This is a genomic window from Nocardia sp. MH4 (assembly GCF_019266065.1).
Lineage (GTDB): Bacteria > Actinomycetota > Actinomycetes > Mycobacteriales > Mycobacteriaceae > Nocardia > Nocardia canadensis.
This window is the reverse complement of sequence record NZ_LPNR01000097.1, coordinates 1-20060: the sequence shown is the minus strand read 5'-3', so window position 1 is coordinate 20060 and position 20060 is coordinate 1. Positions and strand designations below refer to the sequence as shown.

Genomic DNA, 20060 nt, shown 5'->3' with positions numbered 1-20060 from the left:
CTCCTGTCCGGTCACTTGTTCTGCGGGAAGCCGAGTTCCAGCCCGCCGTGGCTGGGGTCGAGCCAGCGGGTGGTGATCGCCTTGGTGCGGGTGAAGAAGTGCACGCCGTCGGTGCCGTGCGCGTGCGAGTCGCCGAACAGCGAGTTCTTCCAGCCGCCGAAACTGTAGTAGGCGAGGGGAACCGGGATCGGGACGTTGACCCCGACCATGCCCACCTCCACCTCGTGGTGGAACCGCCGCGCCGCGCCGCCGTCGTTGGTGAACACGGCGGTGCCGTTGCCGTAGCGGTTGGCGTTGATCAACGCCACCGCCTCCTCGTAGGTGCCGACCCGCACGACCGAGAGCACCGGTCCGAAGATCTCGTCGGTGTACACGCTCATCGACGGCGTCACCCCGTCGAGAACGGTAGGCCCGAGCCAGAATCCGTCCGGCGCGCCTTCGACGATCAGCGGACGGCCGTCGAGCACCACCCGGGCGCCCGCGTTCTCGCCGGCGTCGATGTACTCCGCGACGCGATCGCGGTGGGCCCGGGTGATCAGCGGACCCATGTCGGCGCCGGAGGTCCCGGCCCCGGTGACGATGGTCGACGCGCGCTCGGCGATCTTGGTGACCAGCTCGTCGGCGACCCCGCCGACCGCGACCACCACGCTGATCGCCATGCACCGCTCACCCGCCGAGCCGAAGCCCGCGTTGACCGCGGCATCGGCGGCCAGGTCCAGATCGGCGTCGGGCAGCACCACCATGTGGTTCTTCGCCCCGCCGAGGGCCTGCACCCGCTTGCCCGCCGCGGTGCCGCGCTGGAAGACGTACTTGGCGATCGGGGTGGAGCCGACGAACGAGACCGCCTTGATGCCGGGGTTGTCGAGCAGTTCGTCCACGGCCACCTTGTCGCCCTGTACGACATTGAACACACCGTCGGGCAGCCCGGCCTCCTGCCACAGCCGCGCCAGCCACAGTGCCGCCGACGGGTCCTTCTCGCTGGGCTTGAGCACCACGGTGTTGCCCGCGCCGATGGCCAGCGGGAAGAACCACATCGGCACCATGGCCGGGAAATTGAACGGCGAGATGATCGCGACCGGGCCCAGTGGCTGGCGCACGGAATGGATGTCGACCTCGGTCGAGGCGTTCTCGGTGAACGAGCCCTTGAGCAGATGCGGGATGCCACAGGCGAATTCGACGACTTCCAGGCCGCGGGTGACCTCGCCGAGCGCGTCGGCGGCCACCTTGCCGTGCTCGGCGGTGATGATCGCCGCCAGCTCCTCCTTGCGCTCGGCGAGCAGCTCGCGGAACCGGAACAGCACCTGGGTGCGGCGGGTCAGCGAGGTGTCGCGCCAGGTCGCGAAGGCCACGGTCGCGGCGTCGATCGCCGCGCGGGTGTCGGCCACGTTCGCCAGGGCCACCTCGCCGGTGACCGCGCCCGTCGCCGGATCGGTGACCGGGGCGATCGCCTCGCTGGTGCCGGTGACGGACTTGCCGTCGATCCAGTGGCCGATGGACTGCATGGAGACCTCGTTTCGCCGGGAACGGTGGTGCTTCCACCCTGGTCCATCCCCACCCGCGCGAGGGCCGACGATCTGTACGGAGTCGCGGCATTCGTATTACGATTCGTCGGTGTTGTTGACCGTGGCCGATGTGCTCGCCACGCCGGTGGTCCAGGCAGGTCAGCCCGAGGTGATCTGCGGGGCCCACCTGGACCGGCCGGTGCGCTGGGTGCACGTCAGCGACCTGGCCGAGGTCGCCGACGTGCTGGTCGGCGCGGAATTGATCCTGACCACCGGGCAGGCGCTGGCCGCGCCGGAGCCGGCGCGCGTGGCCTACCTGCGCTCGTTGGCCGCGGCCGGGGTCGCGGGCCTGGTGGTGGAACTGGGCAGCTATGTGAGCGAGCTGGGCCCGGTCGTCGCGGCCACGGCCGCCGACCTCGGGCTGCCGGTGATCGTGCTGCACCGGGTGACCCGCTTCGTCGAGATCACCGAGGCCGTCCATCGCGCGATCGTCGCCGACCAGTACGCCGAGCTCGAGTTCGCCCGGACCGTGCACGAGACCTTCACCGAACTCAGTGTGCGCCGGGCCGCGCTCGCCGAGATCGTGCGCACCGCGGCGACCATGCTCGACGCGTCGGTCGTGCTGGAGGACCTGGCCCACCGGGTACTGGCCGCGACCGCCCGGCACACCACCTCCTCGGCGCTGCTGGAGAACTGGGAGGCGACCTCGCGACTGCTGCCCGGCGGCGAGGGCGTGGTCGACGTCGGCCCGCAGATGCAGCGCTGGGGCAGGCTGATCCTGCGCGCGGACCACGGACCGACACCGCGCGCGCGGATGGTGCTCGAGCGCGCGGCACAGACCCTGACCCTGCACCGGATGATCGACAAGGACCGGTTCGGTCTGCACCGCCGGGCCCAGACCGGCCTGATCGCCGACCTCGTCGAGGGCAGGGTCGGCGACGAGCGCGACGCGCAGGCGCGGGCGGCCGCGCTCGGGCTGCACCGGCATGCCCGCTACGTGCCCCTGTCCATCGAGATCGACGCCGTCGCCGACCCGGATCCGGTGGCGGCGCAACGGCGCAGCGCGGCGGTGGTCGAGGCGGTGACCCATGGGCTCGGCCTCGTCGGCGCCTCGGCGCTCAGTGCCACCGAGCACCGGCCCGGGCCGCGTGGTGCGGGCGCGCGATCACTCGCGATCGACGGGGAACGGGTCGCGATGATCCTGGCCCTCGCCCGGGGCGCTGTCGTCGACGAGCGGCTCGCCACGGTGTGCGCGGCTGTGCTCACCGAGGTGCGCCGGGTCGACGGTGTCCGGCGCGCGGTGATCGGCGTCGGCGCCGACTCCGACTCCCTGCTCGACACCGCGAGCGGACTCGCCGACGCCACGGAGGTCGCCACCGTCGCGGCCTCGATGCGCGCCGCGCCCACCCGGATGTTCTTCCGCAGCGCGGATATTCGGCTGCGCGGCCTGCTCTCGCTGATCCGCGACGACCCCCGGGTGCAGAGTTTCGCCGAGACCGAACTGAGCGCCCTGCTGCGCCACGACATCCGGCACGGCAGCGATCTGACCGCCACCCTGCGCCGCTTTCTCGACCTGGCGGGCAACAAGACCGAGCTCGCCAAGGCGCTCGCCATCAGCAGGCCGACGCTCTACGACCGGCTCGCCCGGATCGAGCGCATCCTCGCCGTCGATCTCGACGACGGCGAGTCCCGGACCTCGCTGCACACCGCGCTACTGGTCCGCGAACTCACCGGCGGCGGCGACCCGCGGTAGGCCATCGTGCCGATCTCACAGGAAATCGGGGTTGTCGGCGAGCGGGAGTCCGCCGACACTGGAGCCCATGACGTTGTCGTCGCTGGATCTTCTCGACCGCTGGACCGCTCTGGCCGGACCGGACTCCGTTCCTCTCGGAGCCGGGATCATCGCCCGCTACAGCGAACCCCATCGCCACTATCACACCGCCGAGCATCTGCGCGCGATGCTGCGCGCGATCGACGAATGGGCCGACAGCGCAGCCGATATCGACGCGGTGCGCTACGCCGCGTTCTTCCACGACGCGATCTACGCCGTCGACCGCGCCGACAACGAGGAACGCAGCGCCGACCTGGCCCGCGATGTCCTCGAATCCCTGGGCGCCGCACGGCCGTTGGTGGACGAGGTGGTCCGGCTGGTCCTGCTCACCCGCGGTCACGACGCCGAGGCGGGCGACACCAACGGCGCGGTGCTCTGCGATGCCGACCTGGTCGTCCTCGGGGGCGATCCGGCGAGTTACGCCGCCTACGCGACCGCCGTGCGCACCGAGTACGCGCACGTCCCCGACGACCTGTTCCGCGCCGGTCGCGCCGCGGTGCTGCGCTCGATCGCGAATCAGCCTGTGCTGTACCGGACTCCGGCGGCCCGCGCGCGCTACGAGGAGCGGGCGCGCGCGAATCTGGCGGCGGAGCTGGCCCAGCTCACCGAGTGAACTCGGCTCAGCGGTGCAGGGCGCCGCTGGATTCGATGGCGGCGGTGAGCAGTTCGGCCACGCCGCGCTGCCCGGCCAGGGTGGGGTGATAGGGGAGCAGGGTCTGATCGGCCACCAGCGGGTCGAACCAGCGTACGGCCGGATCGGCGCACATGCCGAGGGCGGGCGAGGCGGCGATGGTGTCGACGTAGATCGCGCCGTGCGCGGCGGCCTCGCGGGCCACGACAGTGTTGAGACGGGCGAACTTCGACTGGATGTAGGCGGCGTCGGCGGGCAGCAGGCCGAGCATCGCCGGGCAGCTGGTGTCGGCCAGGTAGGTGGGCCAGCCGTCGACGAAGATCGTGGCGCCGGGCGCGCGGCGGGTGATCTCGGTGAGAGCGGCGGCGTAGGCCGGGGCGATGGCGTCGATGCCGGCGTCCCACGCGGGATCGGCGGCCGCGGCGCACCCGCCCGACGCCGCGCCCGCGTGGCAGTCGCCGAGGATGTATTTCGTCATCTCGGCGTCGTTGGCGCCGATGTGCACGGTGACGATCTTCGTCGCGGGCCCGAGCGCGTCGAGTTGTGGTGCGACGCCGCCGGTCTGGGCGGTGTAGAGGTCGGGGATCTTCGCCGAGCTGCACGTGCGGTCGTCGAGTGTGAGCCGCAGGCGCTCGGCGACCAGCTTGGGCGCGTTGGTCGTGGACCGTACGCAGCGCAGGGGCGCGCCGAGGTCGAGGTTCGCGGCGCCGGTGGTCGCGGCCCCGGAATCACCGAGCGCGACATAGGTCGCGCCGTCCGGGGTCGAGGGCTCGGCCTGGGCGGGGGCCGACGGCAGTGCGGCGAGACAGACGACCGCGGCGAGCACGCGCAGACAGTTCTTCAGCGAACGACGGGGATCCACAGCGCGAAGAGTAGGAGCATGTGGGCCACGCCACAAGTGCGGCCCGACACGAACGCCCGGCGGGCCGGTGGCGGTCCGCCGGGCGGTGGGTCAGAGGGCGTCGAGCATCCGTGCCGCGAGCGGCGCCGACGACGCCGGGTTCTGGCCGGTGTAGAGCGTGCGGTCGACCTCGATGTGCGGGGCCCACGGCGCACCCTCGCGATAGTCGACGCCGAGCGCGACGAGACGGTCCTCGAGCAGCCACTTCGCCTTGTCGGCCAGGCCTGCCTGGGTCTCCTCGGCATTGCTGAACGCGGCGACTCGATACCCGGCGAAGGGTGACTTGCCGTCGGCGTCGGCGGTCGCGAGCAGGGCGGCGGGCGCGTGGCAGACCACACCGAGCGGCTTGCCCGAGGCCAGCGCGTCGACCAGGAGCGCACCCGAGACGGGATCGACCGCGAGATCCTCCATCGGGCCGTGCCCGCCGGGATAGAACACGGCGTCGTAGTCGGCGAGATCGACCTCGGCGAGCGGGATCGGCTGCCGCAGGGCCTGCGCCCCGGCCAGGATCTCGGCGATCTCCCGCGCGCGCTCGGCCCCGCCGTTGGCCTCGGGTGCCAGACTGCCCTGGTCGACCGGCGGGGTCACCCCGCCCGGCGTCGCGACGGTGACGGTATGGCCCGCGCCGGTGAACGCCGCGTACGGCGCGGCGAATTCCTCGGCCCAGTACCCGGTGGGGTGCTTCGTGCCGTCCGCCAGGGTCCAGTGATCGGCGCCGGTGAGGACGAACAGGATGTGTGCCATCGGATTCCTTCTCCATTCAACGGGTTTCGGGGCGATCGGCCGGCAGCGTCGTCGGGTCGCACTCTCGACGCTAGGTACTCGGGCATTTCCTGACCAATAGGATGGCCTATATGAGACATAGGCCAGCCGATGGCTCGATGGATCTGGTGCAGTTGCGGACCTTCCTGGCGGTCTATCGGACCGGATCGCTCACCGCGGGCGCCGCCCAGGTGGGGCTGTCCCAGCCCACGGTGACCACGCAGGTCCAGGCGCTGGAACGGTACCTGGGCACGCCGCTGTTCGAGCGGCTGCCGCGCGGGGTGGCGCCGACGGCCGCCGGTCACGAGCTGGCGGCACGGGTGAGCGCCCCGCTGGACGCGCTCGCGTCGGTCGTGGGTGGCCCCGTCGCCGACACACCGGCGCCGCCCGAGCCGCCGGTGCTGCTGGGCGGGCCCGCCGAGATGTTGGCCGCGCAGGTGCTGCCCGCCCTCGCGCCGCTGCTCGCCGAGGGGGTGCGGCTGACGGTCCGGGCCGGCCTCACCGACGATCTGCTGGCCGAACTGCGATCGGGGACACTCGATCTGGTGATCTCGACGGCGCGCCCGCGCGGTCGGACCGTGCTCGCCGAGCCGCTCGTCGACGAGGAATTCCTGCTCGTCGCGGCGCCGGTGGTGGCGGCCCGGGTCGACACCGCGCGCCTGCGGCGCACCGGACCGGGCGCGCTCGACGGCCTCCCGCTGCTCAGTTACGCGGCCGACCTGCCGATCCTGCGCCGCTACTGGCGGCACGTGTTCGAGACCCGGCTGGAGGCGACCCCGGCCCTGATCGTCCCCGATCTGCGGGCGGTGCTGGCCGCGGTGCTCGCCGGGGCGGGAATCAGCGTGCTGCCGCGCTATCTGTGTACGGACGAGCTCGCCGACGGCACCCTGGTGCCCCTGCTCGATCCGGCGGATCCGCCGATCAACACCGCGTTCCTGGCCCGCCGGGTCGGTGGGGCGCCCCGCCCGCACGTCGAGCGGGTCCGGGCCCGGCTGCTCGCCGCCGCGGTCGCGTGGCGCGCGGAGTGAGCCGGTATTCCCGCCCGGATCGAGCCGTGGGGGATCTCTCGCTGCCGCGCCGGGGGAACAGTCGCACCGGATCGGTGGTTGACCGAGCACATGACGACACTCGGATTGATCGGCAGCGGCAATATCGGATCGACGGTGGCACGGCTGGCGGTGGCGGCCGGAATCGACGTGGTGCTCAGCAACTCTCGCGGACCCGAGACGCTGGCCGACCTCGTCGCCGAACTCGGCCCGCGGGCCAGGGCGGCGACGCCCGCGGAGGCGGCGGCCGCCGGTGACCTCGTCGTGGTGACCGTGCCGCTGAAGGCCTATCAGCAGGTACCGGTCGCGCCGCTGGCGGGCAAGGTCGTGCTCGACACCAACAACTACTACCCCGAGCGCGACGGCGCGATCGCCGAACTCGACGCCGACACCGTCACCACCAGCGAACTGCTGCAGCGGCACCTGCCCGAGTCCCAGGTGGTCAAGGCGTTCAACAACATCTACTTCGAGCACCTGGCCACGCTCGCTCGTCCCGCGGGCGCGGCCGACCGCTCCGCGCTGCCGGTCTTCGGCGACGATCCGGCCGCGAAGATCGCCGCGGCCCACCTGATCGACGCGCTCGGCTACGACGTGGTCGACGGCGGCACGCTCGCCGAGAGCCGCCGTTCCCAGCGCGACACCCCGGTCTATGTCCATCCCTACGCCGTCCCGGGCGATTCCTGGCCGCCCGCGGCCGCCACCACCGGCGACATCGCGGCGATCCGGGCCGCCTTGGCAGCCGCCACGGTGTGAGACGAGAGCCTCCCACCTGCGCCGATGCTTGACATGCAAGCCATCGCTTGCCTATGGTTCGAGGGGAGACGACGGGAGGAGCGCACGCCGTGACCGATATCTTCACCGCCCTGGCGGATTCGACACGGCGCGCGCTGCTCGACGAACTGGCCGAGCGGGACGGGCAGACGCTGTTCGAATTGTGCGCCAAGCTCGCCACCCGCCACGGGATCAGTTCGTCGCGGCAGGCGATCACCCAGCACCTGGGCATGCTCGAGGCCGCGGGGCTGGTGACCACCCGTCGGCAAGGCCGCTACAAGTTCCATCACGCCGATTTCACGCCGCTGCGCGCGGTCTCGGAGCGATGGCCGATTCCCCAGGAGGACACATGATCCGCATCGGTGTGACCAGCATCTTCGTCGACGACCAGGACAAGGCCGAGAAGTTCTACACCGACGTGCTCGGCTTCCAGGTCAAGGACCGGGTGCCGATCGGTGAGTACGACTGGCTGACCCTGGTCTCGCCCGCCGACGTCGACGGCATCCAGTTGCTGCTCGAGCCCGACCAGAACCCGATCGCCCAGAACTACAAGAGCGCGCTCACCGCCGACGGCATCCCCTGCATGATCTTCACCGTCGACGACCTCGACGCCGAATACCGCCGCCTGCTCGACCGCGGCGTGCTGTTCACCCAGCCACCCCAGCCGATGGGCGCGGTCACCACCGCCGTCTTCGACGACACCTGCGGCAACCTCATCCAGCTGATGGAACCCGCTACCGCGTGATGATGAGAAGTTCGGTAGGGGAGGCGATCTCGGCGCGCAGGCCGGCCTTGGTCGCCACCTTCGCCACCGCGCGGATGTCGGTCGGCTCCGCGCGGGTCAGGACCAGGGCGCGGGCCAGCAGGCCCTTGTGATGCTTGTTGAAGTGGCTGACCACGGTGCGGGAGCCGTCGGGGTGCTCGGTGAGCACGTTGGCGGTGATCGCGTCGGGGACCCGGCCCAGCTGCTGGTAGGTGCCCGAGCGCAGATCGATGAGGAGTTCGCCGCCCGCCTCGGCGAACAGGGCGTCCGGCAGGACATCGCGCCACACCGCCGACAAGGTCGGCAGGCCGGGCAGTTTGGTGCCGCCGGAGAGACGGTAGGCCGGAATCGGGTCGGCCGCGCGGACCGCGCCGAACAGCGCGGAGCCGATGCCGAGGCGCGCATAGGCCTTCGCGCGCTGCGCCTTGGTGAACGACGCCGCGTCCAGCGCGTCGTAGAGCACGCCGGTGTAGCGCTCGAGCGCGGGCCGGGTCGCCGAGGTGCGCAGGCTCGCGTTGCGGGCGATCTCGGCGTCGGCGGACTTGCCGAGGCCGAGCACCGCGGTGGCGGCGGCCGGGTCGGCCGCGAGCTGCACCACCTCGGTGATCAGCTTGTCGCGCACCGCCGTGAGCTGCGGCATCGCCAGATCGGCCAGGTCGAGGGGCGCGCCCGACCCACCGTCGGACTTGGTTTCGGAGGGAGGCAGCAGCACCAGCACGATCGCCTACGGTACCGGCGCCCGCGCCCGGCCCGGCCGGTGGTGGCCCCGCAACCGCGATCGGCTTGCACGGCGTCCCGGACCAGGGACTACCCTGTGCATCCGTGATCACCCGCCTCTCCCGCCTGTTCCTGCGCACCCTGCGAGACGATCCCGCCGACGCCGAGGTGCCCAGCCACAAACTGCTCGTCCGCGCCGGCTATGTCCGCCGGATCGCCCCCGGCGTGTACTCGTGGCTGCCGCTGGGTCTGCGCACGCTGCGCCGCATCGAGGACGTGGTGCGCCAGGAGATGGACGCCACCGGCGCCCAGGAGATCTCCCTGCCCGCGCTGTTGCCGCGCGAGCCCTACGAGACCACCAACCGGTGGACCGAATACGGTGACGCGCTGTTCCGCCTGCAGGACCGCAAGGGCGGCGACTACCTGCTCGGCCCCACCCACGAGGAACTGTTCGCGCTCACCGTCAAGGGTGAGTACAACTCCTACAAGGATCTGCCGGTCACGCTGTACCAGATCCAGGACAAGTACCGCGACGAGGAACGTCCCCGCGCCGGCATCCTGCGCGGTCGCGAGTTCACCATGAAGGACTCCTACTCCTTCGATCTCGACGACGCGGGCCTGGCCACCAGCTACGCCACCCACCGCGCGGCCTACCAGCGCATCTTCGAGCGGCTCGGCGTCGAGTACGTCATCGTGGCCGCCACCTCCGGCGCGATGGGCGGCAGCGCCTCCGAGGAGTTCCTCGCCGCGAGCCCCGTCGGTGAGGACACCTACGTGCGCTGCGTCGAGTCCGGCTACGCGGCCAACGTGGAAGCCGTAGTCACGCCCGCGCCCGCGCCGCTGCCGCTCGAGGGACAGCCCGCCGCCGTCGAATACGACACCCCGAACACCCCCACCATCGCGACGCTGGTCGACTGGGCCAACGAGGCGAAGGTGCTCGACCGCACCGTCACCGCCGCCGACACGCTCAAGAACGTCATGGTCAAGCTGCGCCACCCGGACGGCAAGACCGAGATCCTCGGCATCGGTGTCCCCGGTGACCGCGAGGTCGACGACAAGCGCCTCGAAGCCTCCGTCGAGCCGGCCGAGGTGGAGTTGCTCACCGAAGCCGACTTCGCCGCGAACCCCTTCCTGGTGAAGGGCTACATCGGCCCGAAGGCGCTGCAGGCCAACGGTGTTCGCTACCTCGTCGACCCGCGCGTCGTCGAGGGCACCGCCTGGATCACCGGCGCCGACACGCAGGGCAAGCACGTCGTCGGGCTGGTCGCCGGTCGTGACTTCACCCCTGACGGCACCATCGAGGCCGCCGAGGTCCGCGACGGCGATCCCTCGCCCGACGGCGCCGGTCCGCTGGTGTCGGCCCGCGGCATCGAGATCGGCCACATCTTCCAGCTCGGCCGCAAGTACACCGATGCCTTCGACGTCGACGTGCTGGGCGAGAACGGCAAGCCGGTCCGACTGACCATGGGCTCCTACGGCATCGGTGTGTCCCGCCTGGTCGCGGTGATCGCCGAGCAGCAGCACGACGACAAAGGCCTGCGCTGGCCCGCCGAGGTCGCCCCGTTCGACGTGCACGTAGTGATCGCCAACAAGGACGCCGCCGCCCGCGAGGGCGCCGAGCAGGTCGTGGCCGGGCTGGACAAGCAGGGCCTCGAGGTCCTCTTCGACGACCGCACCGCCTCGCCCGGCGTCAAGTTCAAGGACGCCGAACTGCTCGGCATGCCCTGGATCCTGGTGATCGGCCGTGGCTGGGCCGACGGCAAGGTCGAACTGCGCAACCGGTTCACCGGCGAGGCCGAGGAGATCGCGGCCGAGGACGCCGTCGCCGCGGTCACCGCGAAGATCCGCGGCTGAGTTCGCCGGACCCCGGTCGTGTGCGCGGCACGCGACCGGGTCGGCGAAAGCCGCTGCGCCACAAGAATTGACCGGTCACCGCTCGACATGAGGGGACAGGCCCGGGACTGATAGTTTCGAGCGCGTGGACACGTTCAGCGATTCGCTGTTGCGGCTGGCGCGGGATTATCTCGGCGGGGCGATCGAGCAGTATTCGGTATTTCAGGAGCAGATCAGGCCGGGGCCGACCCGGGTGGACCATCGGTCCGGTCGGGTCTGGATCGGCGAGCGGGAGTTCGCCGGGTCCGGCGAGATCGGGACCTACGCCGAGGACTTGACCTTCATGTGGGCGTGGGCCAAGCCCACCCTCGAGGGCTTGCCGGGCGTCGCGGCGTCGACGCGGGTGCGCGAGCTCGGACTACGGCACGGGATTCCCGAATTCGCCGAGGGAGTCGTCGATCTCTCCGGTTTCCCTGATCCGATGCTGGCCGCCGACCATCTGTCGATCATCGCGCTGGGAGCGCTCGGCGCTCGCGGGATGACCAAGTTCAACCAAGGCGGGCGCGCGTACGCCTACCTGATCGTCGACGACGAGCAGGTGCCGTCCGCGACACCGGACCCGGGGCGGGTGGCCGAGCTGGTGGGCGCCGCCGCCCGGATGCTGCCGGGCACCGGCGCGCGAGCGGTCGTGGCCGGTTACGCCCATCGCCATCGCCTGCCCGTGCGCGACACCGCCGACGGCGTGGAGGTGCAGCTGCCCGACGGGCCACGGCTGATCGCCCGTATCGGCGACGGTGACCGGCTCCTCGGCGCCGAGGTCCTCGGCGCGAGTGCGAGCGCCCCGGCCGGTGCCGGGCCACGGCCCGAACGGATTCCGCCCTTCTTCCCGGACAGCCTGCTGGTCGCGCTGGCACCGGCCGCGGCGATCACCGTCGGCGGCCATGGTTCGCTGCGGGGCGCGGCGCTCGACGCGCCGCGCCCGACCCTGCGCTGGCAGCCGATGTACGGCGATCTCGTCGATGTTCCCGGCGGCCCGGTGGCCGTCGCCGAGATCGGTCGCTACGACAGCGAGCAGCGGATCTGGGCGTGGGCGGGGCGGGAATGGGCAGGTGCCACCGCGCTGCGCGGGCTGGCGCGTGAGCACGGCGCCGAACATCTGGCGGTGGACCGGGTCGACCTCGGCACCGTCGTCCATCCCGACAATGTCGTCACCGTGCTCGTGGCCGGGGCCGCCGACCTGGGCGGGTGCCTGGGCTGGGCGGCGGCGCCCGACGGTGCCGGGTGGCGCTACTTCGCGGTCACCGACTCCGCGGTGACGGGGACGGGTTCTGATCCCGAGGTGGCGTCCCAGCTCATCGAGACGGCGGCGAACCTGTTGCACCCCCTCACCGATCCGGACAGCCGCTACCCCGCCATGCGAGCCATGGTCGCCGGCTACTTCCGGCGCCACGACCTCGCGACGCTGACCTTCGGCGAACCGCAGCTGCTGCTCGCCCACTTCGGTCTCTACGAGTTGCGGGTGGAGTTCGACCTCACCGGCGGCATCATCGGCACCCGCACCGGCATGATCGGCGAACTGATGAGCTGAACCCGCCTATCGACGCGCCGCCCGCCTCAGGCGCCGAGATCGGCGAACATCTTGCGTTTCATCGACGGCACCGCGCCCGCCGTGCGCAGCACGAGCTTGCCGATCATGCGGCCGAATCTGCCGTCGGCGACGGCGCGTTCGGCGGTGCTGAGCGAGGTGCGGACCGCGGCGAAGCCGTAGTCGGTCATCGCGGCTTCGTAGGCGCCGATGGCGTCGAGCAGACCGCGCTCGCGGCGGTCGGCGGCGACCAGCATCCGGCACAGCAGCTGGGCGTCGCGCAGGGCGGTATTGGCGCCGATGCCGGCGAACGGGGTCATGCTGTGGATGGCGTCGCCGAGCAGGGTCACCGTGGTGGGACTCCAGCGGGGGATCGGGACTGAAGTCTTGATCGGGAGCAGAGTCGCGGTGGTGCTGTCGGATTCGGCGACCAGCCTGCGCAGTGCGGGCGCCCAGCCCGCGGTCATCCGAACGGCGGTGGCGTGCAGTTCGGCCGGGTCCAGGGCCGACAGGTCGACGCCGAAACGGTCCCGTTCGGCGGCGAACGCCCAGAACACGTAGGGCTGGGTGTCGTCGAAGAGGAAGCCGGGCGTGAGCTCGGTGCCGTCGCTGCCGAGCGCGACACCCGGTGCGGGCGGGGTGAATTCGTGCGGTGCGACGAACATGCCGCACCCGCTGGGCGGGATCACGCTGTGCGGGTGCGCGAGCAGCCGCGGATCGAGACGGTCGCGGGCGCTCGGGGTGAGCGCGTACTTGCCCGCGATGGTGACGATGCCGGTGTCGACCCGCTGCGCCTGCGGCAGGTATTGGGCCCGCACCCGGGAGGTGCCGCCGTCGGCGCCGACCAGCACGTCGCCGACGTCGCTGCCGCCGTCGGCGAAGTGGGCGACCACGCGTCCGTCCGGGCGACGCTCGTAGCGGTCGAACGCGCTGCCGTAGCGCACCGCGTCGCCCAGCTCGGCCAGCAGGATGCGGCGCAGGGTGATCCGGCTGATCCCGTAGTGGTCGCCGTCGGCGCTCACGGTGTCGGTGCTGTCGAAAGCGATCAGGCTCGACAGCTGCTCGGTGACGAAGCCGAATCCGTTGCCGCCTTTGCCGGAGCAGGCGACGAAGGTCGCGAAGAGCTCGGGGGAGAGCAACTCGGCCAGTGCTGCGCTGCCGTGCGGATTGATGTGGATGCGGAAGCCTTGCAGCCGGTCGGTGCGCCGCACCTCGCGCTCGTGCACGCTGACCGCGACGCCGGCCCGGCGCAAGCCGTTGGCCAGTGCCAGCCCGCCGATGCCGCCGCCGACGACGATGACCCGCAGGGGTGAGTTGGTTGCCATGACGGTGTCCTTTCCCTGGTCAGATCCGGCTCCAGCCGAACCCGCCGGAGCGCCGCTTCGACGCTCGCTGCTGCTGTACGGATCCCGTCTGCGCCCAGTCGGTGATCAACCGGTCCAGCAGTCGGGTGAGGGTGACGACATCGGCGGCGGGCCAGTCGGCGATGACCGCGCCGAACACCTGGTCGCCGACCTCGAGGAACCGCTGCAGCTCCGCGCGTCCCGCGTCGGTGATCTCGACCAGGACGGCCCGTCGGTCGGCCGGATCCGGGGCGGTGCGGACCAGCCCGGCCTCGGCCAGGGTCTGCACGTGCCGGGTGATCGAGGAGGGCAGCGCGTCCAGGCGCTCGGCGATCTCGCCCGCGCGTAGCGGACCCGTCTCCGCCACCGCCTGCAGCACTCCGACCCGGACCGGGTCGTACGCCCGGGAGGTCCCCTGACGCATCGCCTCGGCGAACCGGCTCGTCGTGCGGGCGAGTTCGGAGACCTGATCCTTGTTTGCTTGCATGAATCAAACAATACATTTGATTGCGTGAAACAACAATAGGTGCGCCAACTTACGCTTACGTAGGGGAAACCCGCAGGTCACGGGCTCATGGTCGAGGGTGGCGCTGCTAAATTTGCTTCCATGACGAGTTCGCCGAGCCTGCTGTTCAACCCCGCCACCTACGACCCGCAGCATTTCGATGCCGAGACGCGGCGGCTGCTGCGGGCCACCATCGAGTGGTTCGAATCCAAAGGCAAGGCGCAGCTGCTGGCCGAGGACCGCGACGCCGTGTGGACCCAGGAGTTCCTCGACTTCGTCGCGAAGGAGAAGCTGTTCGCGACGTTCCTGACCCCGGCCGCCTACGCCGACGGCGACCCGAACAAGCGCTGGGACGCCGCCCGCAACGCGGCCCTGGCCGAGATCTTCGGCTTCTACGGCCTCGCGTACTGGTACGCCGAGCAGGTCACCATCCTGGGTCTGGGCCCGATCTGGCAGAGCGACAACGAGATCGCCAAGCGCAAGGCCGCCGCCGAGCTCGACGCGGGCCAGGTCATGGCGTTCGCGCTGTCCGAGCGCGAGCACGGCGCCGACATCTACAACACCGACCTGATCCTCACCCCGAGCGAGCCGGGCAGCGCCGACGCCGAGGCAGGCATCCTGTTCCGCGCCAACGGCGAGAAGTACTACATCGGCAACGGCAACGTCGCCTCGATGGTGTCGGTGTTCTCCCGGCGCAGCGATATCGAGGGCGCCGAGGGCTACATCTGGTTCGCCGCCGACAGCCGCCACGACGACTACCACCTGGTCGAGAGCGTCATCCACGGCCAGATGTACGTCAGCCACTTCCGGCTGGAGAACTACCCGGTGACCGCCGCCGACGTGCTGCACGAAGGGCCAGAGGGCTTCTCGGCCGCGCTCAACACCGTCAACGTCGGCAAGTTCAACCTCTGCCACGGCAGCATCGGCATGGTCGAGCACTCGTTCTTCGAGGCCATCACCCACGCCAACAACCGCATCCTCTACGGCAACCCGGTCACCGACTTCGGCCATGTGCGCGGCAATTTCGTCGACGCCTACGCGCGCCTGATCGCGATGAAGCTGTTCAGCGACCGCGCGGTGGACTACTTCCGCAGCGCCTCGCTCGAGGACCGCCGCTACCTGCTGTTCAACCCGATGACCAAGTCCAAGGTCACCTCCGAGGGCGAGGTCGCGATGACCCTGCTGCTGGATGTGCTGGCGGCCAAGGGCTTCGAGAAGGCCACCTACTTCGCCCAGGCCTCGCGCTACATCAACCACCTGCCCCGGCTCGAGGGAACGGTGCACGTCAATGTCGGCCAGATCCTGAAGTTCATGCCGAACTACCTGCTCAACCCGGCCGAGTACCCGGCCATCGGCACCGATCTGGCGCCCGGCGACCAGGAGTTCTTCTGGAAGCAGGGTCCCGCGCGCGGCGCGGGCAAGGTGCAGTTCGCCGACTGGACCCCGGCCTACGAGCAGGCCGCCGACGTGCCCAATGTCGGCCGGTTCTACGAGCAGGCCCAGGCGCTGCGCACACTGCTGCTCACCGCCGCGCCCGACGCGGCCCAGCAGAAGGACCTGGACTTCATGCTGACCATCGGCCACCTGTTCTCCACGGTGGTCTACGGCCAGCTGATCCTCGAGCAGGCCGAGCTCACCGGGCTCGACCGCGATGTAGTCGACCAGATCTTCGACTTCCAGATCCGCGACTTCAACACCCACGCGACGGCCCTGCTCGGGAAGCCGACGGTCACCGAGGCGCAGCGCGCCTGGGCCGTCGGCGCCCTGCGCAGCCCGGTCGCCGACGCCGAGCGCTTCGACCGGGTGTGGCAGCAGGTGGCGTCCTACGACGGCGCCTACGCGATGCGCCCGTAGCCGGACGCGTCCTCGGCCGCCACGTCATCGCGGGCGGCCGAGGACGGTCGGCACGGCTCGTCATCGTGCCCGAGGCTGCGCGTTCGGGTCCCCGCGTCGGCGCGGAGGTCGCGGCTGTGTGCCTATACCGTGGCGCGGCCGGGGAAGGCGGTGGTGACGGGATTCGTGCCCAGGATCGCCTGCCAGCGGGCCCGGCGCAGCGCGGACTCGGTGAGCGCCTCGGTCGCGGTCGCCCGCACCGCAGCGTCGGTGGCCTGTTCGACGACGGCGTACCACGCTGCGGCGCAATCGGATTCGACCGCGACCGCCAGGTGCGCCGCCGGGATCGGATCGTCGACCGGGAACGGCGGGGCGTAGGCGGCGCCGGCCGCCTCGGGCGCGGTGCCGCCCGCTTCCAGCAGTTCGATGGTGGCATCGCGGCGGGCCCGGTGCGCGGCGCCGAACTCGGCGACCATGCGCGCCCGGTCGGCGTTGGCGTAGGCGGCGATCACGCCGTAGGAGTAGACGGCGGCGTACTCACTGTTCAGCGCTCGCTGCAGCGCTCGACGTTGTTCGGTCATGTCAGCAGGACTCCCACCTGGGTGGCGCAGGCCGCGCTGATCGAGGCCAACAGGCCTGCGCGGTAACCGGATTCGGTACGGGCCAGGGCGGCCGCGGCTTGCTGGGATCGGACCAGTTGATCGCGCAGCTGGGCGATCGTCGGCGGCTGGGTGGGGTTGTCCACGGTCGAGGCGGGCACGAGGGCGCCGTCGGGGCCGGGCACGGTGATCTCGCCGGTGCGGCGCACCGGGGTGGTGCCGTCGCCGTAGACGCCGATCACCCGGTCGATCTCAGTGCGCAGCGCGTCGGCGTGCGCGGCGCGTTCGTTCGCGATGGTGCCCAGCGCGGCCTGCGACTGCGGAGCGAGGGCGATCGCCGCCTGCGCGGCCGCGGCGTCCGCGCGAGCCAGGACTTCTTGCGCGGCAAGCGGATCCGGGGCATGCACGGTGTCGTCCTCGGCGCACGCCGTCAGCAGGCTCAGCGCCGGAACTCCCACGGCGGTCGTGCCGAACAGTCGCAGCATCGAGCGGCGTCGCCAGCCGCCTGGCGAAGCAGTGGGGAGGGTCGCCGAATCCTGTTGTGTCACTACGGTCCGGTGGGCGCCGAGCGTCGGGTGCTGACGCGGCACCGCGAGCTGGGGTGCGGTCGGGTCGGTCGCCGACGCGGTGACCGCCTGCCGGTGCGCGGGCCCGGTCGCGGCGGTCGGCGCGGGAGCGGAGGGGAGAACTGATCCGGTGTGCTGCGGGGCGACCGGGCGCGACGACTCGCTCGTCAACGGACGGGATTCGTGCCGGTCGAGGCGCATGCCGGAAGGTCGCCCGGCGCTCGGCGGGGCGGTAAGGCGGAAGGGCACCCACCCATCGTGCCAGATCCGCGCACCCGAACCCGCCCACGCACGCCACCGGGAGGCACGCCGGGGCGGACCGGTGCGCGACGCCCGGTGGCTGGTCCTTTACACTCTCGGAGCGCGTTACGCTAGACCTTCGGCGTAGAAATTTCCGATCGCGTCACAACTGAACCAGGAGCCGCCCATATGCCGATGCCCACCGAGGAAAGGGTGAGCCAGCTCGTCGCTGAGCTCGTCGCACGCCGGGGATTCGACCTCGAGGGCGTAGCGATCGCGTCTGCGGGCAAGGACGAATTGGCGCCGGTTCGGTTGAAGGTCACCGTCGACAGCGACGGTCCGGCCGATCTGGACGCGATCGCCGAGCTCAGCCGGGAGATGTCCGAGCTGCTCGACGAAGCGGGCGATTTCGGCGACTCCGCCTACCTGCTCGAAGTGACCACGCCCGGCGTGGACCGCCCGCTGACCGCCGAGCGGCACTGGCGCCGCGCCCAGGGCCGCAAGGTGAAGGTCGCGCTGCGCGACGGCGCCGAGCCGGTCGAGGGCAAGGCCCGCTTCGACGCGCGCGCCGGTCAGCTCGCCGAGGACGGCACCGTGGCGCTGGTCCTCGGCGGCAAGAACAAGCCGCACCGGGTGCACGTGCCGCTCGCCGACATCGCCTCCGCGGTGGTCCAGGTCGAGTTCAACGCACCCGGCGCCGCCGAACTCGAACTCGCCGGCGGGATCGCCGCGGGCCGCCCGGTCCCGGGCGAGGAACCCGCCGATCTCGCCGCCGCAGGACAACACAGTGACTCTCCCACCGAAGGGGTTGCGGAATGAATATTGAAATCGAAGCTCTGCGGGCGATCGTCGCCGACAAGGGCATCTCGATCGAGACCGTGATCTCGGCGATCGAGTCGGCGCTGCTCACCGCCTACCGGCACACCGAGGGCCATCAGCCCAACGCGCGTATCGACATCAACCAGAAGACCGGCGTGGTCCGGGTGATGGCGCGCGAGCTCGACGCCGACGGCAACCTCGTCTCCGAATGGGACGACACCCCCGAGGGTTTCGGCCGGATCGCGGCCACCACCGCCCGCCAGGTCGTGCTGCAGCGGTTGCGCGACGCCGAGAACGAGAAGTCCTTCGGCGAGTTCGCCACCCACGAGGGCGACATCGTCGGCGGTGTGGTCCAGCGCGACGCCAGGGCCAACGCCCGCGGCATCGTGGTGGTGCGGATCGGCAGCGAGGCCAACGGCGCCGAGGGCCTGATCCCGCCCGCCGAGCAGGTGCCGGGGGAGACCTACGAGCACGGCGACCGGATCAAGTGCTACGTCTACGGCGTCTCGCGTGGCCCCCGTGGCCCGCAGATCCAGCTCTCGCGCACGCACCCGAATCTGGTGCGCAGGCTGTTCTCGCTGGAGGTGCCCGAGATCGCCGACGGCTCGGTGGAGATCGTCGCGGTGGCCCGCGAGTCGGGGCACCGCTCCAAGATCGCCGTGCGGTCCACCGTGCCCGGCGTGAACGCCAAGGGCGCGTGCATCGGCCCGATGGGCCAGCGCGTGCGCAACGTGATGAGCGAGCTGGCGGGCGAGAAGATCGATATCATCGACTACGCCGAGGATCCGGCGACCTTCGTCGGCAACGCGCTCTCGCCGTCGAAGGTGGTCTCGGTCACTGTCGTCGATCCGGAGGCCAGGGCCGCCCGGGTGATCGTGCCGGACTTCCAGCTGTCGCTGGCGATCGGCAAGGAGGGCCAAAATGCCCGCCTGGCCGCGCGTCTGACCGGCTGGCGCATCGATATCCGCAGCGACGCGGCTCCGGAGCAGGGCGATTCGGTCCGGCCGGAGGCGCACCGTAGTTGACGAAAACGCGGGAATCCCGACCCTCGGATGACATGTTCGTAACTTCGGAAGGGGAGGGGTTCGTCGTTATGACCGGGTCACCGGTAGAGTGGGTGGAAGACCGGCCCGCGCAATCCGTGCGAACCTGTATCGGATGCCGTCAGCGCGAGCCGTCTGCCGACCTGTTGCGGATCGTGGCGCAGCATCGGGACACCGGCTCTGCCGGGGCCTCGACTGTTGCGATCGTTCCCGATCCGCGGCGCAGACTTCCCGGACGGGGTGCCTGGCTGCACCCCGTTTCAGCTTGTCTGCGTTCCGCAGAGCGGCGCCGAGCATTCGGCAGAGCCCTACGAGTGTCCGGAAATCTGGATATCTCAGCCCTGGAGCAGTACCTCGAGAACAGGCACGAGCACTCATGAGCACACCGTGAAGCACCAACGATGAACGTCCATCGGAGATAACCCGAGGTCGTGCGGGCCGCCGTCCCCTTACACGGTGGCGCTGCTCGGCCTCTCAGTGAGGAGAGCAGTGGCAGGCAAGGCCCGCGTGCACGAGTTGGCCAAAGAACTCGGTGTCACGTCCAAAGAACTACTCGCGAAGCTCAAGGAGCAAGGCGAGTTCGTGAAGTCGGCGTCCTCGACGGTGGAAGCACCCGTCGCCCGTCGTCTGCGCGAATCGCTCGCGTCGAAGTCCGCCCCGGCGGGCGACGCGAAGCCCGCGGCCCGTCCGGGGCCGTCGCAGGCGGCCCGTCCGGCCGCCAAGCCCACCCCCGGTGGCGGCCCCCGTCCCGGTCCGCGTCCGGCTCCGGC

Annotated in this window: 21 protein-coding genes; 13 read left to right on the top strand and 8 right to left on the bottom strand. The window is 71.0% G+C overall.

Annotation, left to right across the window (positions count from 1 at the left end):
• Positions 1-11 precede the first annotated feature (11 nt).
• Positions 12-1502, bottom strand: coding sequence for a CoA-acylating methylmalonate-semialdehyde dehydrogenase (locus ATM97_RS13965; RefSeq protein WP_218718438.1), 1491 nt, complete (start codon positions 1500-1502; stop codon positions 12-14).
• Between the two features lie 109 nt (positions 1503-1611).
• Between ATM97_RS13965 and ATM97_RS13960 the strand changes: the two genes are divergently transcribed.
• Together ATM97_RS13960 and ATM97_RS13955 are read left to right on the top strand one after the other, a co-directional pair.
• Positions 1612-3255, top strand: coding sequence for a PucR family transcriptional regulator (locus tag ATM97_RS13960; RefSeq protein WP_218718437.1), 1644 nt, complete (start codon positions 1612-1614; stop codon positions 3253-3255).
• A 67-nt stretch (positions 3256-3322) separates the two neighbouring features.
• Positions 3323-3946: a metal-dependent phosphohydrolase gene (locus ATM97_RS13955; RefSeq protein WP_218718436.1), complete on the top strand. Its 624-nt coding sequence runs from the start codon at positions 3323-3325 to the stop codon at positions 3944-3946.
• Between the two features lie 7 nt (positions 3947-3953).
• Here the strand turns inward: ATM97_RS13955 and ATM97_RS13950 are convergent, their stop codons facing one another.
• Both ATM97_RS13950 and ATM97_RS13945 read right to left on the bottom strand, forming a co-directional pair.
• Positions 3954-4826: an SGNH/GDSL hydrolase family protein gene (locus tag ATM97_RS13950; protein WP_218718435.1), complete on the bottom strand. Its 873-nt coding sequence runs from the start codon at positions 4824-4826 to the stop codon at positions 3954-3956.
• A gap of 90 nt (positions 4827-4916) precedes the next feature.
• The gene (locus tag ATM97_RS13945) at positions 4917-5609 is read right to left on the bottom strand and encodes a type 1 glutamine amidotransferase domain-containing protein (RefSeq protein WP_218718434.1); all 693 of its coding nucleotides are present in this window, start codon (positions 5607-5609) and stop codon (positions 4917-4919) included.
• Between the two features lie 110 nt (positions 5610-5719).
• On the opposite strand from ATM97_RS13945, the gene ATM97_RS34785 reads away from it, so the two are divergent.
• From ATM97_RS34785 to ATM97_RS13925, 4 genes are all read left to right on the top strand, one after another.
• Positions 5720-6655: a LysR family transcriptional regulator gene (locus ATM97_RS34785; RefSeq protein WP_305082656.1), complete on the top strand. Its 936-nt coding sequence runs from the start codon at positions 5720-5722 to the stop codon at positions 6653-6655.
• A 90-nt stretch (positions 6656-6745) separates the two neighbouring features.
• Entirely contained in the window at positions 6746-7426 is a 681-nt protein-coding gene (locus tag ATM97_RS13935; protein ID WP_218718433.1) for an NADPH-dependent F420 reductase, read from the top strand.
• Between the two features lie 89 nt (positions 7427-7515).
• Positions 7516-7797: a metalloregulator ArsR/SmtB family transcription factor gene (locus ATM97_RS13930; RefSeq protein WP_308248476.1), complete on the top strand. Its 282-nt coding sequence runs from the start codon at positions 7516-7518 to the stop codon at positions 7795-7797.
• Positions 7797-8189 carry a VOC family protein gene (locus ATM97_RS13925; protein ID WP_218718499.1) on the top strand — a complete coding sequence of 131 codons (393 nt, stop codon included), beginning with the start codon at positions 7797-7799 and terminating at the stop codon, positions 8187-8189. Before ATM97_RS13930 ends, ATM97_RS13925 begins: the two co-directional genes overlap by 1 nt.
• Here ATM97_RS13925 and yaaA read toward each other — a convergent pair.
• A complete protein-coding gene (gene yaaA / locus ATM97_RS13920; RefSeq protein ID WP_218718431.1) occupies positions 8179-8925 on the bottom strand; it encodes a peroxide stress protein YaaA in 747 nt (248 codons plus the stop codon). The two genes, ATM97_RS13925 and yaaA, sit on opposite strands and share 11 nt — an antisense overlap.
• Before the next feature lie 104 nt (positions 8926-9029).
• Between yaaA and ATM97_RS13915 the strand changes: the two genes are divergently transcribed.
• Entirely contained in the window at positions 9030-10778 is a 1749-nt protein-coding gene (locus ATM97_RS13915) for a proline--tRNA ligase (protein ID WP_218718430.1), read from the top strand.
• 124 nt (positions 10779-10902) lie between these two features.
• Positions 10903-12345 (top strand): DUF6882 domain-containing protein, encoded by a 1443-nt coding sequence (locus ATM97_RS13910; protein WP_218718429.1) that lies wholly within the window; start codon positions 10903-10905, stop codon positions 12343-12345.
• 26 nt (positions 12346-12371) lie between these two features.
• Here ATM97_RS13910 and ATM97_RS13905 read toward each other — a convergent pair whose 3' ends face one another.
• On the bottom strand, positions 12372-13667 hold the full coding sequence (locus tag ATM97_RS13905) for an NAD(P)/FAD-dependent oxidoreductase (protein ID WP_218718428.1): 1296 nt from the start codon (positions 13665-13667) through the stop codon (positions 12372-12374).
• Positions 13668-13686: 19 nt separating this feature from the next.
• On the bottom strand, positions 13687-14172 hold the full coding sequence (locus ATM97_RS13900) for a MarR family winged helix-turn-helix transcriptional regulator (RefSeq protein WP_218718427.1): 486 nt from the start codon (positions 14170-14172) through the stop codon (positions 13687-13689).
• Positions 14173-14292: 120 nt separating this feature from the next.
• Here ATM97_RS13900 and ATM97_RS13895 point away from each other — a divergent pair, with 120 nt between their 5' ends.
• Positions 14293-16044, top strand: coding sequence for an acyl-CoA dehydrogenase family protein (locus tag ATM97_RS13895; RefSeq protein ID WP_218718426.1), 1752 nt, complete (start codon positions 14293-14295; stop codon positions 16042-16044).
• A gap of 122 nt (positions 16045-16166) precedes the next feature.
• On the opposite strand, the gene ATM97_RS13890 is transcribed toward ATM97_RS13895, so the two are convergent.
• Together ATM97_RS13890 and ATM97_RS34375 are read right to left on the bottom strand one after the other, a co-directional pair.
• Positions 16167-16604: a DUF4439 domain-containing protein gene (locus ATM97_RS13890; protein WP_218718425.1), complete on the bottom strand. Its 438-nt coding sequence runs from the start codon at positions 16602-16604 to the stop codon at positions 16167-16169.
• Positions 16601-17437, bottom strand: a complete 837-nt coding sequence (locus tag ATM97_RS34375; RefSeq protein ID WP_255587721.1) for a hypothetical protein — start codon at positions 17435-17437, stop codon at positions 16601-16603. The genes ATM97_RS13890 and ATM97_RS34375 overlap by 4 nt, the downstream gene beginning before the upstream one ends.
• A 180-nt stretch (positions 17438-17617) precedes the next feature.
• Here ATM97_RS34375 and rimP point away from each other — a divergent pair, with 180 nt between their 5' ends.
• From rimP to ATM97_RS13865, 4 genes are all read left to right on the top strand, one after another.
• Complete coding sequence (gene rimP / locus ATM97_RS13880; RefSeq protein WP_218718424.1) at positions 17618-18247, top strand: ribosome maturation factor RimP; 630 nt, start codon at positions 17618-17620, stop codon at positions 18245-18247.
• Complete coding sequence (gene nusA / locus ATM97_RS13875; RefSeq protein WP_218718423.1) at positions 18244-19272, top strand: transcription termination factor NusA; 1029 nt, start codon at positions 18244-18246, stop codon at positions 19270-19272. Before rimP ends, nusA begins: the two co-directional genes overlap by 4 nt.
• A gap of 68 nt (positions 19273-19340) precedes the next feature.
• Entirely contained in the window at positions 19341-19670 is a 330-nt protein-coding gene (locus tag ATM97_RS13870) for a YlxR family protein (protein WP_218718422.1), read from the top strand.
• A gap of 109 nt (positions 19671-19779) precedes the next feature.
• A partial coding sequence (locus ATM97_RS13865; RefSeq protein ID WP_218718421.1) for a translation initiation factor IF-2 N-terminal domain-containing protein occupies positions 19780-20060 on the top strand: 281 nt, incomplete at its 3' end.

Excerpts from the sequence above, each read along its gene's own strand:
- ATM97_RS34785 (WP_305082656.1), top strand. The coding sequence starts at position 5,720 with ATGAGACATAGGCCAGCCGATGGCTCGATGGATCTGGTGCAGTTGCGG.
- ATM97_RS13955 (WP_218718436.1), top strand. The coding sequence starts at position 3,323 with ATGACGTTGTCGTCGCTGGATCTTCTCGACCGCTGGACCGCTCTGGCC.
- nusA (WP_218718423.1), top strand. The coding sequence starts at position 18,244 with ATGAATATTGAAATCGAAGCTCTGCGGGCGATCGTCGCCGACAAGGGC.
- rimP (WP_218718424.1), top strand. The coding sequence starts at position 17,618 with ATGCCGATGCCCACCGAGGAAAGGGTGAGCCAGCTCGTCGCTGAGCTC.
- ATM97_RS13890 (WP_218718425.1), bottom strand. The coding sequence starts at position 16,604 with ATGACCGAACAACGTCGAGCGCTGCAGCGAGCGCTGAACAGTGAGTAC.
- ATM97_RS13945 (WP_218718434.1), bottom strand. The coding sequence starts at position 5,609 with ATGGCACACATCCTGTTCGTCCTCACCGGCGCCGATCACTGGACCCTG.
- ATM97_RS13870 (WP_218718422.1), top strand. The coding sequence starts at position 19,341 with ATGACCGGGTCACCGGTAGAGTGGGTGGAAGACCGGCCCGCGCAATCC.
- ATM97_RS13895 (WP_218718426.1), top strand. The coding sequence starts at position 14,293 with ATGACGAGTTCGCCGAGCCTGCTGTTCAACCCCGCCACCTACGACCCG.
- ATM97_RS13935 (WP_218718433.1), top strand. The coding sequence starts at position 6,746 with ATGACGACACTCGGATTGATCGGCAGCGGCAATATCGGATCGACGGTG.
- ATM97_RS13905 (WP_218718428.1), bottom strand. The coding sequence starts at position 13,667 with ATGGCAACCAACTCACCCCTGCGGGTCATCGTCGTCGGCGGCGGCATC.
- ATM97_RS13965 (WP_218718438.1), bottom strand. The coding sequence starts at position 1,502 with ATGCAGTCCATCGGCCACTGGATCGACGGCAAGTCCGTCACCGGCACC.
- ATM97_RS13900 (WP_218718427.1), bottom strand. The coding sequence starts at position 14,172 with ATGCAAGCAAACAAGGATCAGGTCTCCGAACTCGCCCGCACGACGAGC.